This window comes from Rummeliibacillus sp. GQ308, assembly GCF_059759115.1.
The window spans coordinates 1,370,991-1,391,554 of record NZ_JCAXDQ010000001.1 but is presented as its reverse complement, the minus strand read 5'-3'; the positions used below and the strand labels follow the sequence as shown (position 1 = coordinate 1,391,554).

General features: G+C 37.6%; 32 protein-coding genes. 3 read left to right on the top strand and 29 right to left on the bottom strand.

The annotated features are described in order from the left end of the window. Nucleotides 1-23 precede the first annotated feature (23 nt). The gene (locus tag AC6CHJ_RS06830; protein WP_498287794.1) at nt 24-1,115 is read left to right on the top strand and encodes a Ger(x)C family spore germination protein; all 1,092 of its coding nucleotides are present in this window, start codon (nt 24-26) and stop codon (nt 1,113-1,115) included. 68 nt (nt 1,116-1,183) lie between these two features. Here AC6CHJ_RS06830 and AC6CHJ_RS06825 read toward each other — a convergent pair whose 3' ends face one another. From AC6CHJ_RS06825 to AC6CHJ_RS06710, 24 genes are all read right to left on the bottom strand, one after another. Beyond that, on the bottom strand, nt 1,184-1,375 hold the full coding sequence (locus AC6CHJ_RS06825) for a DUF3954 domain-containing protein (RefSeq protein WP_498287792.1): 192 nt from the start codon (nt 1,373-1,375) through the stop codon (nt 1,184-1,186). A 145-nt stretch (nt 1,376-1,520) separates the two neighbouring features. Next, nucleotides 1,521-1,703 (bottom strand): hypothetical protein, encoded by a 183-nt coding sequence (locus AC6CHJ_RS06820; protein ID WP_498287790.1) that lies wholly within the window; start codon nt 1,701-1,703, stop codon nt 1,521-1,523. Between the two features lie 19 nt (nt 1,704-1,722). Continuing rightward, a complete protein-coding gene (locus AC6CHJ_RS06815) occupies nt 1,723-1,899 on the bottom strand; it encodes a DUF6877 family protein (protein ID WP_498287788.1) in 177 nt (58 codons plus the stop codon). Beyond that, entirely contained in the window at nt 1,862-2,062 is a 201-nt protein-coding gene (locus AC6CHJ_RS06810) for a DUF6011 domain-containing protein (protein WP_149032030.1), read from the bottom strand. Before AC6CHJ_RS06810 ends, AC6CHJ_RS06815 begins: the two co-directional genes overlap by 38 nt. 163 nt (nt 2,063-2,225) lie before the next feature. Then, a complete protein-coding gene (locus tag AC6CHJ_RS06805) occupies nt 2,226-3,203 on the bottom strand; it encodes a DNA-methyltransferase (RefSeq protein WP_498287786.1) in 978 nt (325 codons plus the stop codon). 32 nt (nt 3,204-3,235) lie between these two features. Next, nucleotides 3,236-3,586 carry a hypothetical protein gene (locus AC6CHJ_RS06800; protein WP_498287784.1) on the bottom strand — a complete coding sequence of 117 codons (351 nt, stop codon included), beginning with the start codon at nt 3,584-3,586 and terminating at the stop codon, nt 3,236-3,238. A 128-nt stretch (nt 3,587-3,714) separates the two neighbouring features. Then, the gene (locus tag AC6CHJ_RS06795) at nt 3,715-3,885 is read right to left on the bottom strand and encodes a hypothetical protein (protein ID WP_498287782.1); all 171 of its coding nucleotides are present in this window, start codon (nt 3,883-3,885) and stop codon (nt 3,715-3,717) included. Then, nucleotides 3,848-4,021: a DUF6011 domain-containing protein gene (locus AC6CHJ_RS06790; RefSeq protein ID WP_498287780.1), complete on the bottom strand. Its 174-nt coding sequence runs from the start codon at nt 4,019-4,021 to the stop codon at nt 3,848-3,850. Before AC6CHJ_RS06790 ends, AC6CHJ_RS06795 begins: the two co-directional genes overlap by 38 nt. After that, a complete protein-coding gene (locus AC6CHJ_RS06785; RefSeq protein ID WP_498287778.1) occupies nt 4,002-4,274 on the bottom strand; it encodes a hypothetical protein in 273 nt (90 codons plus the stop codon). Before AC6CHJ_RS06785 ends, AC6CHJ_RS06790 begins: the two co-directional genes overlap by 20 nt. Before the next feature lie 18 nt (nt 4,275-4,292). Beyond that, nucleotides 4,293-4,421, bottom strand: a complete 129-nt coding sequence (locus AC6CHJ_RS06780; RefSeq protein WP_498287776.1) for a hypothetical protein — start codon at nt 4,419-4,421, stop codon at nt 4,293-4,295. A gap of 12 nt (nt 4,422-4,433) precedes the next feature. Beyond that, nucleotides 4,434-4,577 (bottom strand): hypothetical protein, encoded by a 144-nt coding sequence (locus AC6CHJ_RS06775; protein ID WP_498287774.1) that lies wholly within the window; start codon nt 4,575-4,577, stop codon nt 4,434-4,436. Next, nucleotides 4,571-4,786: a hypothetical protein gene (locus AC6CHJ_RS06770; protein WP_498287772.1), complete on the bottom strand. Its 216-nt coding sequence runs from the start codon at nt 4,784-4,786 to the stop codon at nt 4,571-4,573. Before AC6CHJ_RS06770 ends, AC6CHJ_RS06775 begins: the two co-directional genes overlap by 7 nt. Beyond that, entirely contained in the window at nt 4,786-5,097 is a 312-nt protein-coding gene (locus AC6CHJ_RS06765) for a hypothetical protein (RefSeq protein WP_498287770.1), read from the bottom strand. The genes AC6CHJ_RS06770 and AC6CHJ_RS06765 overlap by 1 nt, the downstream gene beginning before the upstream one ends. Further along, on the bottom strand, nt 5,097-6,065 hold the full coding sequence (locus AC6CHJ_RS06760) for an ATP-binding protein (protein ID WP_498287768.1): 969 nt from the start codon (nt 6,063-6,065) through the stop codon (nt 5,097-5,099). Before AC6CHJ_RS06760 ends, AC6CHJ_RS06765 begins: the two co-directional genes overlap by 1 nt. Continuing rightward, nucleotides 5,953-6,855 carry a DnaD domain protein gene (locus tag AC6CHJ_RS06755; protein ID WP_498287766.1) on the bottom strand — a complete coding sequence of 301 codons (903 nt, stop codon included), beginning with the start codon at nt 6,853-6,855 and terminating at the stop codon, nt 5,953-5,955. The genes AC6CHJ_RS06760 and AC6CHJ_RS06755 overlap by 113 nt, the downstream gene beginning before the upstream one ends. Before the next feature lie 17 nt (nt 6,856-6,872). Next, the gene (locus tag AC6CHJ_RS06750) at nt 6,873-7,076 is read right to left on the bottom strand and encodes a YkzI domain-containing protein (RefSeq protein WP_498287764.1); all 204 of its coding nucleotides are present in this window, start codon (nt 7,074-7,076) and stop codon (nt 6,873-6,875) included. A 12-nt stretch (nt 7,077-7,088) separates the two neighbouring features. Beyond that, nucleotides 7,089-7,256 carry a hypothetical protein gene (locus AC6CHJ_RS06745; protein ID WP_498287762.1) on the bottom strand — a complete coding sequence of 56 codons (168 nt, stop codon included), beginning with the start codon at nt 7,254-7,256 and terminating at the stop codon, nt 7,089-7,091. Next, entirely contained in the window at nt 7,249-8,052 is an 804-nt protein-coding gene (locus AC6CHJ_RS06740; RefSeq protein ID WP_498287760.1) for a PD-(D/E)XK nuclease-like domain-containing protein, read from the bottom strand. Before AC6CHJ_RS06740 ends, AC6CHJ_RS06745 begins: the two co-directional genes overlap by 8 nt. Next, a complete protein-coding gene (locus AC6CHJ_RS06735) occupies nt 8,024-8,929 on the bottom strand; it encodes a hypothetical protein (protein WP_498287758.1) in 906 nt (301 codons plus the stop codon). Before AC6CHJ_RS06735 ends, AC6CHJ_RS06740 begins: the two co-directional genes overlap by 29 nt. Before the next feature lie 76 nt (nt 8,930-9,005). Then, nucleotides 9,006-9,197, bottom strand: a complete 192-nt coding sequence (locus tag AC6CHJ_RS06730; RefSeq protein WP_498287756.1) for a hypothetical protein — start codon at nt 9,195-9,197, stop codon at nt 9,006-9,008. 12 nt (nt 9,198-9,209) lie between these two features. Then, nucleotides 9,210-9,545 carry a hypothetical protein gene (locus tag AC6CHJ_RS06725; protein WP_498287754.1) on the bottom strand — a complete coding sequence of 112 codons (336 nt, stop codon included), beginning with the start codon at nt 9,543-9,545 and terminating at the stop codon, nt 9,210-9,212. A 331-nt stretch (nt 9,546-9,876) separates the two neighbouring features. Further along, on the bottom strand, nt 9,877-10,188 hold the full coding sequence (locus tag AC6CHJ_RS06720; RefSeq protein ID WP_498287752.1) for a hypothetical protein: 312 nt from the start codon (nt 10,186-10,188) through the stop codon (nt 9,877-9,879). Further along, nucleotides 10,169-10,903, bottom strand: coding sequence for a Rha family transcriptional regulator (locus AC6CHJ_RS06715; protein WP_498287750.1), 735 nt, complete (start codon nt 10,901-10,903; stop codon nt 10,169-10,171). The genes AC6CHJ_RS06720 and AC6CHJ_RS06715 overlap by 20 nt, the downstream gene beginning before the upstream one ends. 101 nt (nt 10,904-11,004) lie before the next feature. Then, the gene (locus AC6CHJ_RS06710) at nt 11,005-11,208 is read right to left on the bottom strand and encodes a helix-turn-helix transcriptional regulator (protein ID WP_498288518.1); all 204 of its coding nucleotides are present in this window, start codon (nt 11,206-11,208) and stop codon (nt 11,005-11,007) included. A 182-nt stretch (nt 11,209-11,390) separates the two neighbouring features. Here AC6CHJ_RS06710 and AC6CHJ_RS06705 point away from each other — a divergent pair, with 182 nt between their 5' ends. Both AC6CHJ_RS06705 and AC6CHJ_RS06700 read left to right on the top strand, forming a co-directional pair. After that, nucleotides 11,391-11,771, top strand: coding sequence for a helix-turn-helix domain-containing protein (locus AC6CHJ_RS06705; RefSeq protein WP_498287748.1), 381 nt, complete (start codon nt 11,391-11,393; stop codon nt 11,769-11,771). A 351-nt stretch (nt 11,772-12,122) separates the two neighbouring features. Continuing rightward, on the top strand, nt 12,123-13,295 hold the full coding sequence (locus tag AC6CHJ_RS06700; RefSeq protein WP_498287746.1) for a site-specific integrase: 1,173 nt from the start codon (nt 12,123-12,125) through the stop codon (nt 13,293-13,295). A 646-nt stretch (nt 13,296-13,941) separates the two neighbouring features. Here the strand turns inward: AC6CHJ_RS06700 and AC6CHJ_RS06695 are convergent. The 5 genes from AC6CHJ_RS06695 to AC6CHJ_RS06675 form a co-directional block, all read right to left on the bottom strand. Further along, a complete protein-coding gene (locus tag AC6CHJ_RS06695) occupies nt 13,942-15,207 on the bottom strand; it encodes a cytosine deaminase (RefSeq protein WP_147193501.1) in 1,266 nt (421 codons plus the stop codon). Beyond that, the gene (gene codB / locus AC6CHJ_RS06690; protein WP_147193502.1) at nt 15,204-16,487 is read right to left on the bottom strand and encodes a cytosine permease; all 1,284 of its coding nucleotides are present in this window, start codon (nt 16,485-16,487) and stop codon (nt 15,204-15,206) included. Before codB ends, AC6CHJ_RS06695 begins: the two co-directional genes overlap by 4 nt. 308 nt (nt 16,488-16,795) lie before the next feature. Then, a complete protein-coding gene (locus AC6CHJ_RS06685; protein ID WP_249775924.1) occupies nt 16,796-18,079 on the bottom strand; it encodes an MFS transporter in 1,284 nt (427 codons plus the stop codon). A 155-nt stretch (nt 18,080-18,234) separates the two neighbouring features. Continuing rightward, nucleotides 18,235-19,170 (bottom strand): carbamate kinase, encoded by a 936-nt coding sequence (arcC, locus tag AC6CHJ_RS06680; RefSeq protein WP_066786998.1) that lies wholly within the window; start codon nt 19,168-19,170, stop codon nt 18,235-18,237. Between the two features lie 86 nt (nt 19,171-19,256). Next, the gene (locus tag AC6CHJ_RS06675; RefSeq protein ID WP_066786995.1) at nt 19,257-20,531 is read right to left on the bottom strand and encodes a YlbE family protein; all 1,275 of its coding nucleotides are present in this window, start codon (nt 20,529-20,531) and stop codon (nt 19,257-19,259) included. Nucleotides 20,532-20,564: the final 33 nt, after the last annotated feature.

Below are 20,564 nucleotides of genomic sequence, written 5' to 3'. Positions count from 1 at the left end.
TATTTATGAAGGAGAGAAACTATATGCGCAAAGTGACTGTTTTTCTTCTTATAAGCGCTTTTTTCCTTAGCGGATGTTGGGATCAACGGTTGTACAAAGACCTCTCTGTTATTTCTGTAATGGGCTTAAATGGTCATCCGGGAGATTATAAAGCTTACTATGCATACCCTAGCTCGGGAGATGACCCAACAAAATATATAGTTCTTGAGGGTCAGGGGAAAACACCAAAAGAAGTACGGATTAATGCCAATAAAAAAACCGAGCAAACAATGGATATGGCTGAATTGACTACTATTTTAGTTAGTGGTGACACTGCTAAGGATGATCTATATTCTATATTAGATATATATTATCGTTTTGCAACGAGTCCAATGACAGCTAAGCTTGTTGTTACAGAAGGAACATCGAGAAGCTTTTTAGAATTAAAAGAATCCATACCAAAAGAGATTGGAGAGTACTATTTAGATTTTGTAAGAAGTTTTGAGACAGCTTCAATATTCCCAAAAACAGATTTGGAGAATGCTGCTAACCTGATGTTTAGCGAGGGAAGAGACCTTGCCCTACCATACTTAAAAATTAATGGAGATAATAAACTTCCACAAGCGGAAGGATTAGCTTTGTTTAATGAAAAAAGTTATACGGGCGAACATCTTACCCTAAGAGAATCCACTTTTGCGACATTAATAGGGTATGGAAAATCAGATAGTGTTGAGTTAGCCTATTTGATGCGAAAAGACGGAAAAAATGTATCGGTTGGCTTTAATGCTATTAAATTTAAGAAAAATATGAAAGTTACGCAGGAAGGAAATACCATAAAGGTAAAATATAATATTTACATGCCTATTGTAATGACGGAATATCCGCCAGACCATTTAGATCGTAAGCAGAGAAGAATTGAATTAGAGAAGTTTATTGAAGGCAGAGTTGAGAAAGATATAGCGAGAATGCTAAAAAGAATCCAAGAAGCTTCTTCTGATGTATTAGGAATAGGTGAAGAAATCCGAGCCTATCATCCGAATTTATGGCGAAAGGGTAAATGGAAGGAAATATATAAAGACATTAAAATAGAAGCGAAAGTAGATGTTAAAATCGTTCGTAGTGGCAGCATCAGATAATTTGAAGAGGGAGTTACCAACATTTTTGATGGAACTCCCTTTTATTTCAATATCCTACAACGATGCTTTTAAAACTTCTGCGTATATTTAATTTCCGAGTGTGTCGGCTCACCTTTATACCAACTAATCTCCTGCTTTCCATAACCACTTGGTGGTGAATCTACTTGGATTATTTGTCCCCCAGCAACTACATATACAGCATTATCATGTAAATCAATTTCGACAATCATACCGGAATCTTGTTGAATGTTTTTGACCATATTACGCCTCCGCTCTGATGATTTTTATAATAAACGAATCTTTATGAATTTTTAATCGTATAATTAATATCCGATCGATAATAATAAAGGTGGACGGTCTCCTAACCGTCTGCTCCTAATAGGCTCTTGCACGCTTGAACTTGTTTCAAGCGTGTTTTCTTTTGTTCAATTCCATTAGTACCGCATAAGCGCCACCGTTTTTATTTTCAGTTTGGATCTTGCTAATTTGCTTCCACCCGCGAGTTTCATAGTCATTAATCCTTTTTTGTAAGTCCATTGCTGTATAGCCACGAAGAATCTTTCTTCCAGCATCTCTTCCCCAAGCCATCTAATCACCTCCTCCTTTTTTATTTTTGCTCTAATACACGTGCGACATTTCTCATGTATCTTAATTGCTGCTCAATGTACGGCCCTTCCGGTTTTCCACCGCTTGCTAGATAATCTGCAATACGCTTGTCCACATCTTGTAGTACCTCAATTGGCATCTTAGGAGCAAGCTGCGCTATTTGTTCCGCTAATGACATCATTTTCACCGCCTAGAATATCGAAAATTGTTACTTGGTTCTTCAAAAAGTCCTCCTCTGCTTTTCGTACCCGACAAGTTGGACCAATACCAAACTTTATGGATCGCTTGGATTTTAAAGGCCGGTTACACCGTGCACAAAGGCATATACTTTCATCATTCATTTGCTTTACGCCTCCATTGCCATCTTGATAGCTAGACACATCTCTGCAACGGTAATAGTTACAATCATTAATTCAAACACTGACAATGCCCTTACCTCGCTTCCTAATTTCAAAATCTTGCGAACCTTTATATCCTTATTTCTCCATTCCACGTATTGAATTATTAGCAGCTTAAGTCGTGAATAAGCTCCAGCTGTACTTTACTTAATCTTTTTTTAGCAATTTCAATGTAATTTTTATTAAGTTCAATACCGATAAAATTCCGAGAATGTTTCAATGCTACCAACCCTGTAGTACCTGAACCAAAGAATGGGTCCATTACAACGCCATCAGCTGGACATCCTGCTAAGATACACGGTTCAATTAATTCCTCTGGGAACGTTGCAAAGTGTGCTTCTTTTAATGGCTTTGTTGCTACAGTCCATACTGACCTTTTATTCCTTTTATCGCGAATGGCTCTAAATGCTTCTGGACCATATTTCCCTACAAAAGAACCTCTTGGCTTATCAGTTCTTTTAGCCTTCTGTTGAGGGCCCATACCTCCATCTGATCCCCTTACATCAAGAGTTCCGTAAACTGCTGGTTCTTTTATTGATTCATGATCGTAAAAATACTTCGGTTTTTTACTTAATAAAAACAAATATTCATGAGCTTTAGTTGGCCGATCAGTAACACTTTCAGGCATAGCATTTGGCTTGTTCCACACAATGTCCTGTCGCAAGTACCATCCATCCGCTTGTAAAGCAAATGCCACTCTCCAAGGCAAACCCATTAAATCTTTAGGTTTTAATCCATTTGGTATATTGTTCATCTTAGTTTGTGGACTATCAGGATCCGGAACATAACTATGGTATTGCTTCATTTTTTGAGACCATGCACCTTTACCACTTCCTGCGTATGCATCTCCTAGATTGACCCAAAGCGTTCCGTCGTCTTTTAAAACTCTTTTGCATTCGCGAAATACCTCAACTAGAGCTTTTACATATTCATCAACGGATTCCTCTAAGCCAATTTGGCCATCTACTCCATAGTCTCGTAATCCCCAATAAGGTGGACTAGTAACTATTGTGTTAACCACTTGTGAGGGCAAGGTTTTTAAAACATCATAACAATGGCCTTGTATAATTTTATTGAGTTCCATATATTAACCTCATTTCTTTACACTTACGTATTTTAAAAAAGCCGCATTTGCTCCCATTCATTTTTCGGTAGCTCTATTGTCTCTTGTGGAATTTCAGGATCATGCTCTTGGAATCCATCAAACCAATGTAGAGGAAAACAACCACCTGGTCTTTTCATTTGTGAATCCATGTAAAACCAGCAATGTGTCTCCTTTGGACGTATATAATAGATACCTATCGGCTTGTCCTTGTATGCTTCTTTGCGCCATCTCATATTAGCTTTATAAACTTTTGAACTGTCTAATGACACCTTAATACAAGGAGGCTCTGACGGCCAATCACTTACAGCTTGTCCTATCAAAATATTGAATAGCTTTCTTTCAAACCTCCAAAATGTGAACATTTATGGTTGAATCTGCTAGCATAAAAGTGATTTGGACCATGTTCAAACAGAAAATATCGTTCGCCTTCTTTTAGATTTGTTGATGCTCCTGGATCTATACAAACACCTTCCACTTTAAAGCCTCCTTCTTAACGTGTATTTCTCTTCAATTCCACCGGTATGCCGTTTCCATTGACTTGTGGGGCATCCTTGCGCCATCCCGCTTGTTTGAATGTATTAATTTCTTCTTTGTTGAAATGGCCACAAACAATTCGACGTTCTCTATCGACAGTCTTGTAAAGTGTCGTTATAACTTCCATCATCAAGCACCTCAAATATGGTCATTTGATTTTTTAAGAACTCTTCATATGCTTGTTTTTTCTTACACACCGGTCCAATTCCTTGCTTGATTGACTTCTTGGATTTCAAAGGCCTATTACAGCGCGGACACAACATTGTTAAGCGCCTCCTGGGTGCAATAAATCCCTTGGACATTAAATACTGACTTGCTGTATTTAAAAGAGATTGCTAGAATGTGCTGTTCTTCTGGACAGTAATAAATGATTGTTAGGAATAATCTCTTAGAAGTTTTAATATATTTATATAAACGACCCTCAAACTCTATTTGAGGACTGACAGAATTATAGTTTCGATAAATTTCAGAGAGTGATTGATAGCTTTGATTTTTGTTAATGCTGACGACTTTCATTTCTTTCACCGCCCTTGTTTACTTATTACGTTTAAACTTTTCGTATTTTTTCCATTTCATAAAGCTGTGGATTTCCATTTTAATCATTAGGCTGAATCCGATTATAGCTACAATAAGAGCACATAGGTTGAGGAATTCGTTTGTCACAAGCACCACCTCCTATTGATCTAATACCCGTCTGATAGCCAATACGGAACGAAGTATACGATATTCAACGGAAATGAGGGCTAGTCCACCGATTCGATGGACCCCTCTTTTCTTCAGCTCAGCCATCAGGATTTCACGCTTTATGTGATTTAACATATAGCTTTTCTGCCGACACTTTCGTGATATTCAAGGATATAGTCACTGAACTCACTGTATAAACCAGCTGGAGCATTATGCTTTGCTAGCATATCTTGAACATCCTGTTCGTTGTAGCACACTGTTTTTGATGCCATTTCACTTTCTTCATTTAGCCAGAAAATGAGTGCGTATGGAGCTTGATTGAAGCCGATGAATGTTGGGTTCATTATTCATCACCTCGACTTAGTTTGTAATCGAGCCCATGGATACGGTTAATCTCTTTTAAAAATGGTTCAACTTGATTCAAAGCTTTTTCATATTCCTCCTGTGAATGAATATAATCGAAATTAACTTTTGTCCCTTTGCTATTTGGTTTTAGCCAACGAGTTGGGTTTTTTCTGTCATTCACCATTTGAATCCACATCCAAGCTTTCTGTTGAGCATAATCTTTGTCATTAACCTTATTAGTCATTTTTTCAAATAGCATTTGTCCACCGATTAACCCGATTTTTGGGGTATACTTCGTTTTTTCAGTCATTATTCGTCCTCCTTAAAAAGTAATTGTTCTAATTTATTGTTTTCGTATTCACTTTCACGATCACGAACCGATTCTTCTGGCATGAATAATTCCATACATAACTTTTTCAACCGGCTTCCCACGCGACTGTCGTCACCTTCTGCATAACTCTTGACTTGCCCATCTTTGGATTTGTATTGCTGTGTCCCAAATTCTTCGATTGTCAGGTTTGAAGTGATTATCGTTGGTAGTTTTTGTTCTATGCGATAATCAAAAATGGTATAAAGCAGTTCCTCAACAAATTCGGAAGGTTTTTCCGCAGCTAAGTCATCAATAACAAGCACATCAACTTTTTGAAATGCTGAGATTACATCTAAATCATTCATATTGCTTCCTTGGCTATACGTTTTGCGGACCTCTTTTGACATGTTAACTGCTTTTACTACCGCTACATTAACGCCTATTTGATGAACAAGATCATTTGCTATGCTAATTGCTAAGCGTGTTTTTCCAGAGCCTTTAATGCTTGAATAAATGTATAAGCCCTTTCCTGCATTTTTCATCTCTTCAAAGTTCTTAATGTAATTAACGGCAGCTAAACGATTAACCTTGCCGATTTGTTTATGTTGCTCAGTTGTATAAACACCGCAATTAAAATTATTCAGGTGAGCATCTTCAAAGAGTTTTGGAATGCCGGCAGTAGCAAGTTTCTTTTTAAGTTCTAACGCTTTTTGCCGCTGTTCATAACACTTACATAGTGATTGCCATTCAGATGGGTTTTCTAAATCGTACGGTTGTCCCATTCGGCTCCAATCTTTCCACCAAATAAAGCCTGATCCATCACACATTTGGAATGGGCATTTATCACTCGGTTCGTTAATCTGTTCGATTGGATTCTCCTTGTAATAACTTTGCACGTCGTTCATTCGTTGCTTGAATTCTGGATTCTTTTCCATCATCTCTTCCAGAGCTTTGTTTATTGGTTGCACTCTTCCCACCCCTTTTGCGATAAAGTTCCAAAGTTCGCAAGTCTGATATATTTTCGTAATTCCAGTTTCTTAAGATTTTCCCCATATAAATCGATGGGCTTTTCACATCGCGCTTAAGAGCTGTCATTTTCAAAGCTTCGTAGATTAGTTCTGTTGGATATTCTTGGTACAAGTAATTTATCTCTTCTTGTTCCATAGATCTGATGAGGCCAAAGTTTTTTTCATAGACTTTTATTAAGTCTCCAAAAATAGGATCTATCCTCAACCCTTCTCCTGGGTTTTGTATATTCGTTGTGGCTGTAGTTTCTTCATTGCTGAGGAGGATGTTGTTAGTATTATTTAAGTTAATATTATTTAAAGAATCAGTATTACTATAGTTAGTATTACTATTAATGGATTCTCCTACGTAGGGAATTCCTACATAGGGTTTTCCTACATTGGATTTTCCTACGTAGGATTTTCCGTCATAGGAATCATGTAAATATGGTTCAACTGTATAGTTATAGCCTTTAAGATGTCCCCTGTCGTCCCTAATCCTCTCACCTCGTATTAGGTAACCTACTTCTAACAATTCCTTAATGATAGACTTCACTGAATCCGGGCCATTTTTAGCCCGCTTTACAATATCGGTTTCATAAAACTTCCAATCATCTGGTTTGCTAAGCAGATACAGCATTAAACCTTTTGCTTGCCATGAAAGATTCTCGTTATTCGTAATTTCATTATCAACTTGTGTGAAGGCACGTTGTTTACGACTTTTCCGTAGAATATTTTGAGTATCTTGGTTCATATCGTACCTCCCCTCCTTTAAAAAACTTTTAGTTGTGCCAGTTCATGATGTATCTCGCTTAACCGTTCTTTTGTAAGTTTGATATATTTCTGGTCACCTTGTTCCATGTATTCATGTAACCAAGAAAGGTGATAATCTAGTTCAAGACGTAACGCTTTTATTGTTTCTACTTTTTGATTTGCTCTAGCAATTGCATGGACAATCGATTCTATTAAATTCATGGTCCTTCCTCCTTAAAATCTAGTGGTTTCACAAATCGCCAACCTATTTTTGACCTTAATCACCTGATAACCTTCGTAGCGCTCCATATATTCGATTACCAGCCTTTTAATTTCGTCTTTATCGCCCTTAGCTTGTTCAAAGATCCATGCAGGCAAGCACACTTTTGTTTGATTATTCATCTAACAAAAATCCAATCTCATAAGTGCTTGATAACTTTTTTGTGGTTCTGCAATATGCACACTTTTCACATCTAATAGGAGTGGCTAGACCTTGCTTCGTTTTAAGCATGCTTGGTAGATATGTTTCGACATACTCAAGTTCAAAATTGAAGCGACTTTCATCAAAGTGAAGAATTGCCTTGTCAGGAGGGCTCTCCTTCGTTACTGCCACAATATAAGGAGTTAGTTCATAACCTGTTGATTGCTTAATGATTTCTCTGTAAATAGCCATCTGTAGCACGTAGTCAAAGGATTCAACGAACGAGACGTACTTCTGATACTTGTCACTCCAAAATCTCTTAGAAAGGCTCTGTGTAGTCTTCAAGTCACTAAAGAAGCCTTGTTGCAAATTGATGTTGTCAATTTTCACTTTCCAATCAGCACCGAATAAATGGCCTGTGAAAATTCGTTCTTTCTCACCTGATAAAGCGAACATAGCAAATTCATCATTTTTCAATGTTTCAATCATTCGATCTGCTTGTTCAAAATCGGCATATTTTCCACCGCGGTTTTTAAATATGGCATCATGTTCTTGCTCACAAAAGTTATTGAATGCTGCATCACTCTCAAATGCCGCATGAGTGTAAGAACCAACCGTTAATGCATTAGAATAAGGTTCGATATACTCGCCGTTTAATTTCGCCATTTCTGCAGCTTCGCATTGCATCATGCTTTTGAATTGGGAAACCGAGAAATACTCTCGGTTCGCCTCCTGTGAGTGGTAATTCTCACTGTTCAAAGCTAATTTCATCGTCATCTTTTGGGATCTCCTCTACCTTTGGTTCAGGATTTGGTGCTTCTTCTCTTTTCGTTTCTGAAAAGGCGTTAGCTAAGCCACTCGACTCTTTTTTACCAGTGCTTTTATCAAACCAATCTTCTACTTTAGACATACCATCTCTTAGCGAGTTGAAAATCTTAATTAAGTCAAGGTAATCACGTTCTGTAAATGCCTCAGCATTGTACCCAAAACGTTCTTCAATCATTGGTTGTGTAACTCGATGCTGTTCCTTGAAAGCACCTAGCGCGCTTGCTATACGTTCTTTTAAAGGTTTGCTATTTTGCCCTGCTAGTGTCCGTTCACATTCTTCTACCGCCTTATCAACTATGTCTCCTGGAATAATTCCTAGAATGCAGGCTCTTAATCGTCGCGAACCATCGCTAGCTACCCGCTCGTAAATATCCCGAGGATCTTCTAATTTCTTGAGCTTACCTTTTGATTTGAACGAATGTTTCACCGTAAATACTTTTTCTTGTCGGACATTTGTTTCAAGATCCCAGGCATATGCCATTGCTACTGATTCACCTTCACGTTGTTCAAGCTCTTTAATTCCGAATGAAAGGTTTCCCCAATTTTGTGCGAGAACTTCTGCCAATCGAATAGATGGTCCGGTCACTTTCGTACCGCCGCGTGGGTACTGATACATCGCAACATTTGCTAATGCAGGCCGTTTGCAGTTGTCTAGGATTCGTTGTTCAGATTGAAACGTGTTACGAGGAAACTGCTTCGCCATGAAAATTTGTCCTTTGACTTCTTCCATTTCACGAGAAATACTAGCTTGCGCTGGTACGCCATGCCCCTGACTTTGACTTGGAAATGCTTGTTGGTATTGGTATTGTTGTGATAAGTCGTTCATTGAAAGTTCCTCCTTATTTGTGATAAGATAACTGAAAATATGTTTGTTTAAGGACCACTTGTGCGAGTGGTCTTTTTTATATTTCTTGGATGGCTCCACTCTTTTTGAGATGGTTTTCCAGGCATGATGTGCAACAAAAGAGTTTATCTTGAAAAAGGACTCCTTCGTAACCTTGAAAAACTGAATCGCTACATTCTTCACAACGTCCTACTGGCGAAGCGTACGTTTCTTGAAAGCCTTGTCCATTAACCATTGGATTTTCTAACACGATGAATCCTCCTTACTTTGTTGGATATTCAATACTCAGTGCAGTTACGCGTTCAATTGTGTTAATAAAACCTTCCTCTACTAGCATGGTGTATACGGTTTTATTACTGTTCTTCTTCATCAACGTTTGGAAATGTTGAGGCTCCAATTCATCCATAGCTAGTTCAGCAATTTCATGTGACGGTGTGTATTCATCAAACAGGTAAAAATTACTGTCAAAGAAATTCTCCAATTCATATGCGGTCATCTCGACTACTGCATCATGCAGGCTACGCGAGAATAAAAACTGAATCGCCAAATTAGGATTATGAGAGTAATCTAAAATCCCATTCGTTAGCTGCTTTACCAAACTAATCGCTCCTTTCTATTTAATTTGATGCTATTAACTCGCATCACGAAACACTTAATAACTCCTATGTATTAAGTACTTCGTGACAGGAGCTACCCTGTCGTGTTAAACTGAATGTACAGTTGATTTATCACGTAGCTGGCTAACCCCTTAAGTTAGCCGGCTATTTTTGTCTACACTCTTGTCTGTACGAAAAAATCAAGGATGTAAGAATGGCAGTTACAACTACTGCAAACAGCACGATAAACAACACATCTAGGCGATCATACATATAAATGCACCTTCTCTTTCTAAGTTTCCAAAACGTACCTGTCCGTCGTTTTGTTTATTTTTAATCCCACTCGTTCATGATGATTTCTTTAATAGCTGCCAATGACGGTTCATAAAGCCATACTCTTTTACCACGCGGTCCACGTTGCCGTTGATATTGTTTAACACGCGGATCCGTAAGTATATATTCTTCTAAAAAGCTCTTTTCGAATGGCAGGGCCTCCGACATTTGATTGATATCCCAAAAGAGAAATACTGGTCTTGAAGCTTCACGGACTAGAGTTTGAAATTCTTGTTCGATTTTCTCCTCGGTAATACCGCTCATCTCAAAAAGCGCTTTAATGACTGAACTTTCAGATTGTTGGATTTGCAACTTCCATGACACCACCTTCAACAAGTTCAAGCTGTTTGTATTTGTTGCAATCATCGATTTCCATTTGTAAAGCGGTTTCTGGTCTCCACGTTTCAATGAAACGTAATGCTTCAGCAAATTTCAATCTTGGTAATCCTGTATAACGAGCGATTTTGAAATACTTTTTAAAATCTCGCCAGAAAGCTTGAAATACTTTTCTTCCTATTCGTCTATAAGCTGACGATTCGATACCGCCCATTGCCTCTAACGCTTTTGCTTGGCCTGATTTGCGAATGGTGTATTCTTGATCGCTATCGATTCGCATAGTCTCTTTTAGCTCGCCTATATCACTTTTCAAATTCTTGATATCCTGTTCATGTTGCAAAGCCGCTTGAAGAGCCAGTTCTAAATTGTTTATTGGTTTGGTTAATTGTTGCTCCATGCTATTGAAAGCTTCGATGTATTTTAATTTGAATTGCAATGCTTCTTTTCCAGTGAAGCCCATTGCCAACAAAGTGAAACCATCGCGATTCATATAATACATTCGGTACTGCTGTTTATTTTGGGGATGCTCATAGACATCTTCTTGAAATAGGTCTGCCGACTTTTCGGCAACCCCTGTTATCAGGTCATCAATAGATTCAAGTACATGCCGGTGTTGTTTACCAAATGTTTCTGCAACAGATAAAGAAGTTGTTACTACCTGTTGGTTATTCGTGATTACTAAACTATTCATATTTCCTTCCTCCCTCTGTATGCTATCCAGCTTTACTTATATTATGACTTAAAGTCATAATTAAATTTAAAATTTTTAATGACTTAAAGTCATACTTTAGTTTAAAAAAAGAGCCATAAAATTGATTCACCGTACAAATCGGCAAGTAATTTCATTCGAGGAGCTGATGGCAAACACAAACCTCTTTCATATTTAGAAATTGAAGATTGGTCAACACCTATTTTGATTGCAACTTCTTCTTGGGTCATGTTCATTTTCTCTCGTGCTAAAATAAGGTTTGTATTCGGTGTTAATACTTGCGACACTTCCAACTTTGTCACCTCCATATGACTTGAAGTCATCTTGTATAATTTGAATATATAGGAGTTGAAGTCATATGTCAACACTTTAGCACATATATTTTATAATTCTTTATGATTTTTATGAACTGTAGTAATATTTAAGTTAGGCCTACCTGGGCATACTGTTAAGATAGGAGGTGAAATAAGTGTCTAAAGAAATTCGCTTCCATGAAATTCTGAAGAAACTACGTGAAAAACATAAAATGACTCAAACAGAACTAGCTGAGATTATAGGAGTTGATCAGACTGCAATCTCAAAATATGAACGTGGCAAAGGTTTTCCTGAGGTTGAAAAGTTGATTAAATTAAGTGAACGATTTGATATAGATTTAGATACGTTGATCTTTTCTACGGGATTCACTAGGAATGAGTTAGAGTTCATGGAAGAAGCGCGCAAAAAAATATCTGTAGAAGAATTGAAGGCAAATTACGAACTAGTAATTGACGACGATATCCCAGCTACAGACGAAGAAATTGAACAGGCTATTAAGTTTATTAAGTTCCAAAGGAGTTTGAATAGCGACTAGCGTTCAGCATTTTTTTGGTAGATGTCTAACCGTCTTATTAAGTCCGCAATATTAATTTTAATTTTGGGGTTACCAGGCTTGACTGAAGCTTCTTTATTCGACATAGTGAACATCTCCTCGGTTTTTACGAACGTGCGTTCTTATTTAGTTTTATTGTACCATACTTTTACTTTTCAAGTATATTTAATAGTATGATAATTTTCAATAACTTTTTTATCATTATGTTGGATTTATAGTAATAATTTCTATATTTATAGTCAATAATATCTAGTACTATAGTCAATATGAATGAAGATTTCTATTGTTCCTATTCCAAAACGTACCTGTCCGTCGTTAAGGAGGAACTTAGATATGGCAAGACAGAAACTACAAAAGACTAGAAAAGAAAATATTTATTGGTATCAAGATAGTGATAAAAAGAAAAAGTATGCGTATAGATATAAATATTACGATCACGTAGGAAAAAGGCGAGAAAAATCTAAACAAGGATTTAATTCAGATGTTGAAGCTGAACGAGCATTAACTAAAATTAAATCGACTATATTAAATGGTGGAGAGAAAATTGCTCTTAATGAACAAATTACTGTTGAGCAATGGATGGACGTATATCTTGATCGCCAACAAGCAAAGTGGAAAGTGTCCACTGCAGCTAATTACCAAAGAATCACTAACCTATATATCAAGCCGCTACTAGGTAAATATAAAATGTCCAAGTTAACCCGTGGGATATATGAGAAAGAATTCGTTGATCAACTGACGAACATGGGCAAGTCTGCGAAAAGCATTGAGTTGTATCATGGTTTCTTTATGGGTGCTATTAATGCAGCTGTCGATGAAGAAGTTATACAGCGTAACAAGATGTCAAAAGCTGATTTACCAAAAGTAGCTAAACAAAATGCTAATGAACTCGAAGGTAATTATTTGACTGTACAAGAATTACAAAAACTTTTAAGTTGTGTTAAACGTGAGTTTAGTTTGACAAGATATATGCTCATACTGCTACTAGCCAGTACCGGTATGCGTAGAGGTGAAGCTTGTGCATTACGTTGGTCAGAAATCGACTTGCAAAACAAAAAGCTTTCCATTAACCATACGCGGGATCATTTTGGTGAACGGTCGACTAAAACAGATAATAGTATTCGTACTATTGACATTACTGATTTTTTGGCATCACAATTTGAGAAATACAAAGTATGGTGCAAAGAAAGAAAGTTAACTTTTGGCATGAAACATGTTGAAAGTGATTATGTATTTATTTCTCGTAATTGTAATCCGATAAACCAAAACGAAGCATCCATCGTTTTGGATCAAGTTACCGAACATTACGATTTAAAAAGAATTACTCCTCATGGTTTGCGACATACATTTGTAACGATACTGATATCGAATAATGTACCCGTTACCAGCATTGCTAAGATTATTGGCGATACACCGCAAACAGTCATGAAGACATACGCTCATTCGTTTGAAGAAAATGAAAAGAAAGCAATGAAAGTGCTATCTGAGATTACTAATATCAATTAAGGCCCTTCTATACTTAAAAATGGGGTACAAAATGGGGTACCTACTCGTGTAAGTACCCCTCAACCCCTACCACTACTTGGATTTCCGCAAAGCCATGTGATAGATTTTTCTTATCACTTCTCACTTTTCATAAAAAAGCATAATCCCACATGATATTACTACCCTGTTACAAGGATGAATACACCTATTTTTTAGAAAATATATAGAAGATAGGACATTTATGGGAATATAGAAATAAAGAAGTAATATATATCAAATAACCGCAGTTTTAATTATATGTGATAATTTAACTTACACAAAAATTATAAGAGTTTGCACAAGAGGTTTTGCTAATAAAAAAACGAACTAAGTATGACATTTAATCTCATACTAGTTCGATTTCTGATTAATATTTTGCCTGATTACTATTCAATAAGAAAAACTCACACGAAAATTTAGTTTTGTGTTCATTCCAGCTGGTGCTTTCCGCGGGCTTGGCTTCAACCTCCTAGCTCTCCTGCGGGGTTTCGACTCAAGCTTTTGCCGCAGCAGCCGCCGTCTCCAATTCACATCGTTAGATATAATCATCACTACTTAGGACTATGTTCTAAGAAAATGCTTATATGAATATAAAATCTAATTTTATTCAAAACTCTTAAGGAAAATATTATCGATCAAATGTAACTCCCTCTGTAACACCATCTAGCATGATTTTCGTATCTCTAGGCTTTGTTTCAGCTATTATTTCACCATTCCTAATTGAATATAGAACAGAAGCTTGTTTGCGGATTGCATCGTATTCACTAGCTGCTTCTAATACAATCAAGTTCGCTGGCTTCCCTTCTTCTATTCCATATTGTTCTTCTATATCAAGTGTTCTTGCACTGTTGTTTGTGATTAAATCAATTGAATTCACAATTTGGTCATAGCCCATTAGTTGAGTAACATGCAAGCCCATATGTAAGACTTGTAGCATATTGCCAGTACCTAGTGGATACCACGGATCAAATATATCATCATGGCCAAAGCATACGTTGATACCCTCTTCTTGTAGTTCTTTCACACGAGTAATACCTCTGCGTTTCGGATAAGTATCAAAACGTCCCTGAAGGTGTATATTTACCAGTGGGTTTGCAACAAAATTGATATCTGCAAGCTTTAATAGTCTAAATAATTTTGATGTATAAGCTCCGTTATAGGAATGCATAGCTGTCGTATGGCTTGCAGTTACTCGGCTGCCCATCCCGAGGCGGTACGCTTCGGCTGCTACTACTTCCACAAAACGAGATTGTTCATCATCTATTTCGTCACAATGTATATCAACAAGGCGATCATATTTTTCAGCTAACTGAAAGGCAGCTTTTAATGAATCCACACCATATTCACGTGTAAATTCATAGTGTGGAATACCGCCAACCACATCAGCACCCATTTTTAATGATTCTTCCAACAATTCATAGCCATTTGGGTAAGAAAGAATCCCTTCTTGTGGGAAGGCTACCAGCTGTAAGTCAATAAACTTCGCCATCTCTTCTTTTACTTCTAGCATTGCCTTTAGTGCTGTCAGATCTGGATCTGTGACATCAACATGTGTGCGGACATGCTGAATCCCCTGCGCTATTTGCCATTTCAATGCTGTTTTTGCTCTAGTTTTTACATCTTGGGCTGTTAAAGATTCTTTTCTCTCCGACCATCTTTGAATCCCTTCAAACAATGTACCGCTGACGTTCCAGTTTGGTTCGCCTGCTGTCAATGTGGTATCCAAATGAATGTGTGGTTCAATAAATGGAGGAAGCACTAGGCACCCTTGCACATCTATAATTTGTTGGTCGTTCTTTTCAATTTTTTGAGCTATTTTTACTATCTTCTTATTTTGTATATGGATTTGCCATAATCCTTCTCTTTTTCTAAGCTTCGCATTTTTAATGATCATGCTTCTTTCACCTCATTGATTGTCATTGGTTTTACACTTGAAGTAGATTCCGCTTCCTTATTTAATAGAAGGGATAACACTACATAGATTAGAGCTGCGCTGATAAGTCCGTTCAATGGCGGTATGCCCGGTATGAATTTCGCTGCTACAAAACCGATTCCCCATGATACAATTGCGTTCCAGTTGAACGCTTTAAATTTCATTGTTTCAAACTCTTTATACTTGCCTCGGTGTACGATAAAGAAATCTGCAATAATAATCGCACCAATTGGCGGCAGTGCAGCTCCAAGCATAGTGAGGAATCCAACAAAATTGTTGTATAGCCACATAGCTAGAAATGTCCCAACAATGCCGTTAACAATAACTACCTTACTTTTCTTTATTTTTGTAATGTTAGATATCCCTAAACCTGATGCATAAATGGCGTTGTCATTCGTTGTCCAAATATTTAAGCCTAGCACGATAATTGCTGGGATGATTAGCCCTTGTAAAAACATCACTTCTGAAATATCTGATTGCCCTGTTGCAATCGCTCCAATCGCCCCAAACAAGAACATTAACGTATTTCCAACAAAGAAAGCTAGTACTGTAGTGATTACACTTGTCTTTTTCGTATTTGAGAATCTTGTAAAGTCTGGCGTTAAGGTACCACCACTGATGAACGATCCTACACAAATTGTTAGAGCAGCTGCAAAACTCATTGTTTCTTTTGGCTGATGCTGCATGAGAGCGTCAAATCCGCCAAGCATGTCCACTGCATCCCACGCAGAGTAGCTTCCTAATATAACAATCAAAGGTACGGCAATAAAACTTAAGATCGTGAGTGCTTTCATGCCGAAAAAGGCAGTTGCCGTCATAAGTAATCCCATGATAATGATTAAAAGATACGTATCTATGCCAGTTGCTTTATGAACAGGTACAGCGAACATCGCAACCCCTACTCCAAACCAGCCAATTTGGGTTAAGCTTAGGATAAAAGAAGACAGATAAGAACCCTTTAATCCAAATGCGTAACGCGTCAATAAGTGTGTAGATAAACCTGTTTTCGCAGCTATATAAGCGAGAGTGCCTGTGTATGCACCTAGTAATAGATTACCTAAAAGAACAATGACAATAAATTGTTTCATTGATAAGCCTAAGCCAAGTGTTCCTCCAGAGAGCATACTAGCTGAGAAGAAAGTAAAGCCAAGCATTACTACCAACATTCTAAAGAAACCGTTTCGGTGTGACGCGGGCACCGCCTGCAATGAAAAGTCTGCGTCTACTTTTTTGTTTTCCATACAAAACATTCCTCCTGTTTTAGAACAATCTAAAACTGGTACCGAGAATAGGATCTTCGGTATCGTACCTGCAGGGAAAACAAAAGAGGCTTCTTGCCATAATTCTGACAAGAAGCCTCTTTTTCAGCATAGAAAAAGGGCATAATCTAACACCATCTTTTTCTAAGCAATTCCGCTGTCCTTGTCAGCCTCTCTGGACTGATTTAAAGGTACCAGTATTAAGTTAAATCTATTATCACAAATAACAAAGCTATAGTCAATAGATTTTTTATTTAAAGCGAAAGTGATTTTATTTTTAAAACTCTAAATTATATGGTAATGTCGGTAGATTCATTAACATCCTTCCGTTTCTCTAAAATCAAAAGTGCACCGATGACACCAATTAATGAGAAAATCACTGGTATAATAAAGCCGTATTGATAACCAGTATTTACAGATGACGAATGAAAATGATCTAAAACACTACCAAAAATGCTTGGCAATAATACAGCGCTTAAAAAACCACCCGTATTTGCAAAGCCTGATACTACGCCCACTTCTTTCATATCGAAAGAATTTCTTACCACGGCGAATGTCAACGCACTCGCTCCATTACCGTATCCAATAATAAAGAAAAGTACATAAAGCATGCCCATGGGAGGTTTACCCCCTAAAAACAAGAAAGCGGTCCAGCATGCAAAAACAAACAATTGAACAATTATATAAGGCCTTTTTATTGTACCTATACGGCTAGTTATCCAGCTTGTTAGCGGAGCGCCGATTATTGCTCCAAATAACCCAATCATGACTAGCTGGCTCGCATCCTGACGACTCATACCATATAGATGCATTCCAAATGGAACTGCCCACGAACCAATGAAACCGACATAGGTACCGACCAACCCAAAATGGCATAAGAAGGTTGCCCAAGCTTGGCGCTCGGTAAAGATTCTGCGCAATAAAATCAAAGTTTTTTCTCGCTGTGGCTTTTCTTTTTTAATTGACTGCGTGATGTCTTGAGAAATACTCTTCTCCATCTTTTTAGGATGTTTAACTAGCACTAAATAGAGAAGAATCCCACATAGGCATAGTAATATGCCTACTGTTAAGAATGGAGTTCTCCATCCTGTAGCAGTAATCCATGATGAAAATGGTACAGTTGCAAATAAAAATCCAAGACTCCCACTCATACCTGCTAACCCTAGCAAACCTACAAATTCTTTCAATTTGAACCATTGACTTAATATTAGTACTAGATTAATCCAGATAGTAGCGTCACCTATTCCTACTAATAACCTCGCAAAGAAAAGGAAAAACTCATTAGAAGAGAGACTGTACATAAGGGTGCCTAGCCCATTTACAATAGCTCCACCAACCAAAAAATAGTTTGGACCAAATCGATCAGAAAGAATTCCAACCGGTATTTGCAGACCTGCGTAGGCCATAAACTGGATGCTTGTCAAAAGTCCAATTGTTGAGGCAGGTATACTAAATTCACCCATTAATTGATCTGTTATTAAGCCTGGGGCAGTTCGCTGACTTGCAATTAAAAGATATGTAACTAAAACGGTTGTGAAAACAACCCATCGGAACTTGCTATCCTGCTTTTTCAAAAGCAACACTCCTGGCTTTATAGATTTACTTTTTTCATTTTACTATACATTCTATGCAAAACTGTATTACCATTTTTTATATTTATATCGCTACTGATAAATAAAAACAGACGGAGAAATATGAACTCTTCTCCGCCTGCTTTCACTTTAAAATTTTATAATGTTACACGAGTACCTGTTTTACCTTCAAGAGCTTCTTGAAGTTTGTCGATAGAAGTGATTACGACATTTTTGCCGCCTTTTTTCAAGAACAAAATTGCAGCTTCGATTTTCGGACCCATGCTTCCTTTAGGGAAGTGACCTTCGTCCATGTAACGCAATGCTTCATCAATAGTCATTTCTAATAGGTTTTGTTGTTGTGGTGTACCGAAATGAATCGCTACTTGTTCAACACCAGTCAAGATGAATAGGTAATCAGCATTGATGTCAGCAGCAAGCAATGCACTTGCAAAGTCTTTATCAATAACTGCTTCTACACCTTTAAGCATACCATTTTCTTCAATTACAGGAATACCACCGCCACCAGCAGTAACTACTGTGATATCTTTTTCTAATAAAGCTTCAATTGCTTCTTTTTCTACAATGCGAGTTGGTTTTGGAGAAGCAACTACGCGTCTGTAGCCTCTACCGCTGTCTTCAACGAAGCTTACATTTTCTTCTGCAGAAATTCTATCAGCTTCTTCTTTAGTAAAGAAAGGACCAATTGGCTTAGTTGGATTTTCAAAAGCTGGATCGTCTTGAGAAACAACTGATTGAGTGATAACAGTTGCAACAGTTTTATTAATGTTTTTCTCTGTCATTTTGTTTTTAAATGCTTGTTGAATTAAGTAACCTAAGTTGCCTTCAGTTTCGGCATCTAAAACATCAAGTGGATAGTTAGGAATAACAGATTCTGCCATTTGAGATTTAATTAATGAATTCCCTACTTGTGGGCCGTTACCATGCGTGATAACTACTGTGTTACCTTGTTCAACTAATTTAAGAACTGGTTCACAGCTTTCATTGATATTTTGTTGTTGTTCTTCAATTGTACCTTTTTGGCCTTCTTTAATAATCGCGTTACCGCCGATTGCTAAAACGATTTTGTTCATTAATTTCTCTCCTTAAAAGTAAAAATAATAATATTCTTGTCAGAAAGAAGGAGAGGACGATGCCTCTCCTTCATCATTTGATCAGACTATTGTGGGTCGATAAGACCTAATTTAACTGCATAAGCATCGATTGCTTTTTCGAAGCAAGCTAATGGTGCACGAACAGTACCTGCGCCGATTTGGCCAACTCCAGCTTCTTTGTGTGCAATACCAGTGTTGATGACTGGTTCAATTCCTAATTCAACAACTTTTCTTGCATCGATTCCTAGGCAAGAACCTTGGAAATCCCAAGTTGGAATAGAGAAGTTTGGGTTTTGGTCAATACATATTTCAAGCATTTCATTACTTGTTTTTAGTGCATCTTCAAATCCGCCTGCACCTACAAAACGTGTAACACCAGGAGCAGCGATCATAGCAAAACCGCCGACACCGAATGTTTCAGTGATTGCGCTATCACCCATATCTGAGCATGCCATGTCTTGTGAATAGCCAGTAAAGAACAAACCTTGTGGTGTGTTTACAGGAGCAGTAAACCATTGGTCGCCCATACCTGCGATGCGGATACCAAATTCGTAACCATTACGGCACATAGCTGTTACAACAGTACCATGTTGGATAGTTCTAGCAGTATCCATAATTGATTTACCTGTCGCCATTGCAATATTTAGGAAGAATTGATCTGTATCTGCTAAGAATTTAATTACAGCTTGTTTTTCTTCTTCGCTTGCATCTGTTTTTAAGATATAAGGAGCGATCTCTTTTAAGAAAATAAGTGAACCAGCGATATTACGTTGGTGGAATTCATCACCCATTGTGATAGCTTTAGCGATCATTACGTTGATGTTCATGCCATCTTCAGTTTCTTTAAGAGCTTTAGAAAGAACTGGTCCAAGAACATCTCTCATCCAAGCTAGACGATTTGTTACTTCTTCAGAGTAAGCACCGAAACGAAGAACTTTACCGATACCTTCGTTCATTGTGCAATAAGCACGGTTTCCACCGTCACGGTTTTCTACAACTAGAACAGGCATGCTTCCAGAAGTGATACCGCCCATTGGTCCAACAGCATTTACGTGGTGGCAAGGAATGAATTCTACTTCACCGTTTTCTAACATTTTGAAAGCTTCATCTGCATTAGATGCCCAGCCTTCGAATAATGCAGCACCTACGCAAGAACCTTGCATTGGGCTTGGCATGTTTTCCCATTTAGTTGGAGGGCCTGCATGAAGCAAGACCTTTCCGTTTAATTCTTCAATAACTGATTTTGCTGGAACCACATCTAATAAGAATGGTGCACCTGCAACAATTTTATCTAACACGGCGCGGTTAGCTTCATCGATTGTATTATATTGTCCGTACATACTATTTTTCCTCCAATTTCAAGAACTGTACTT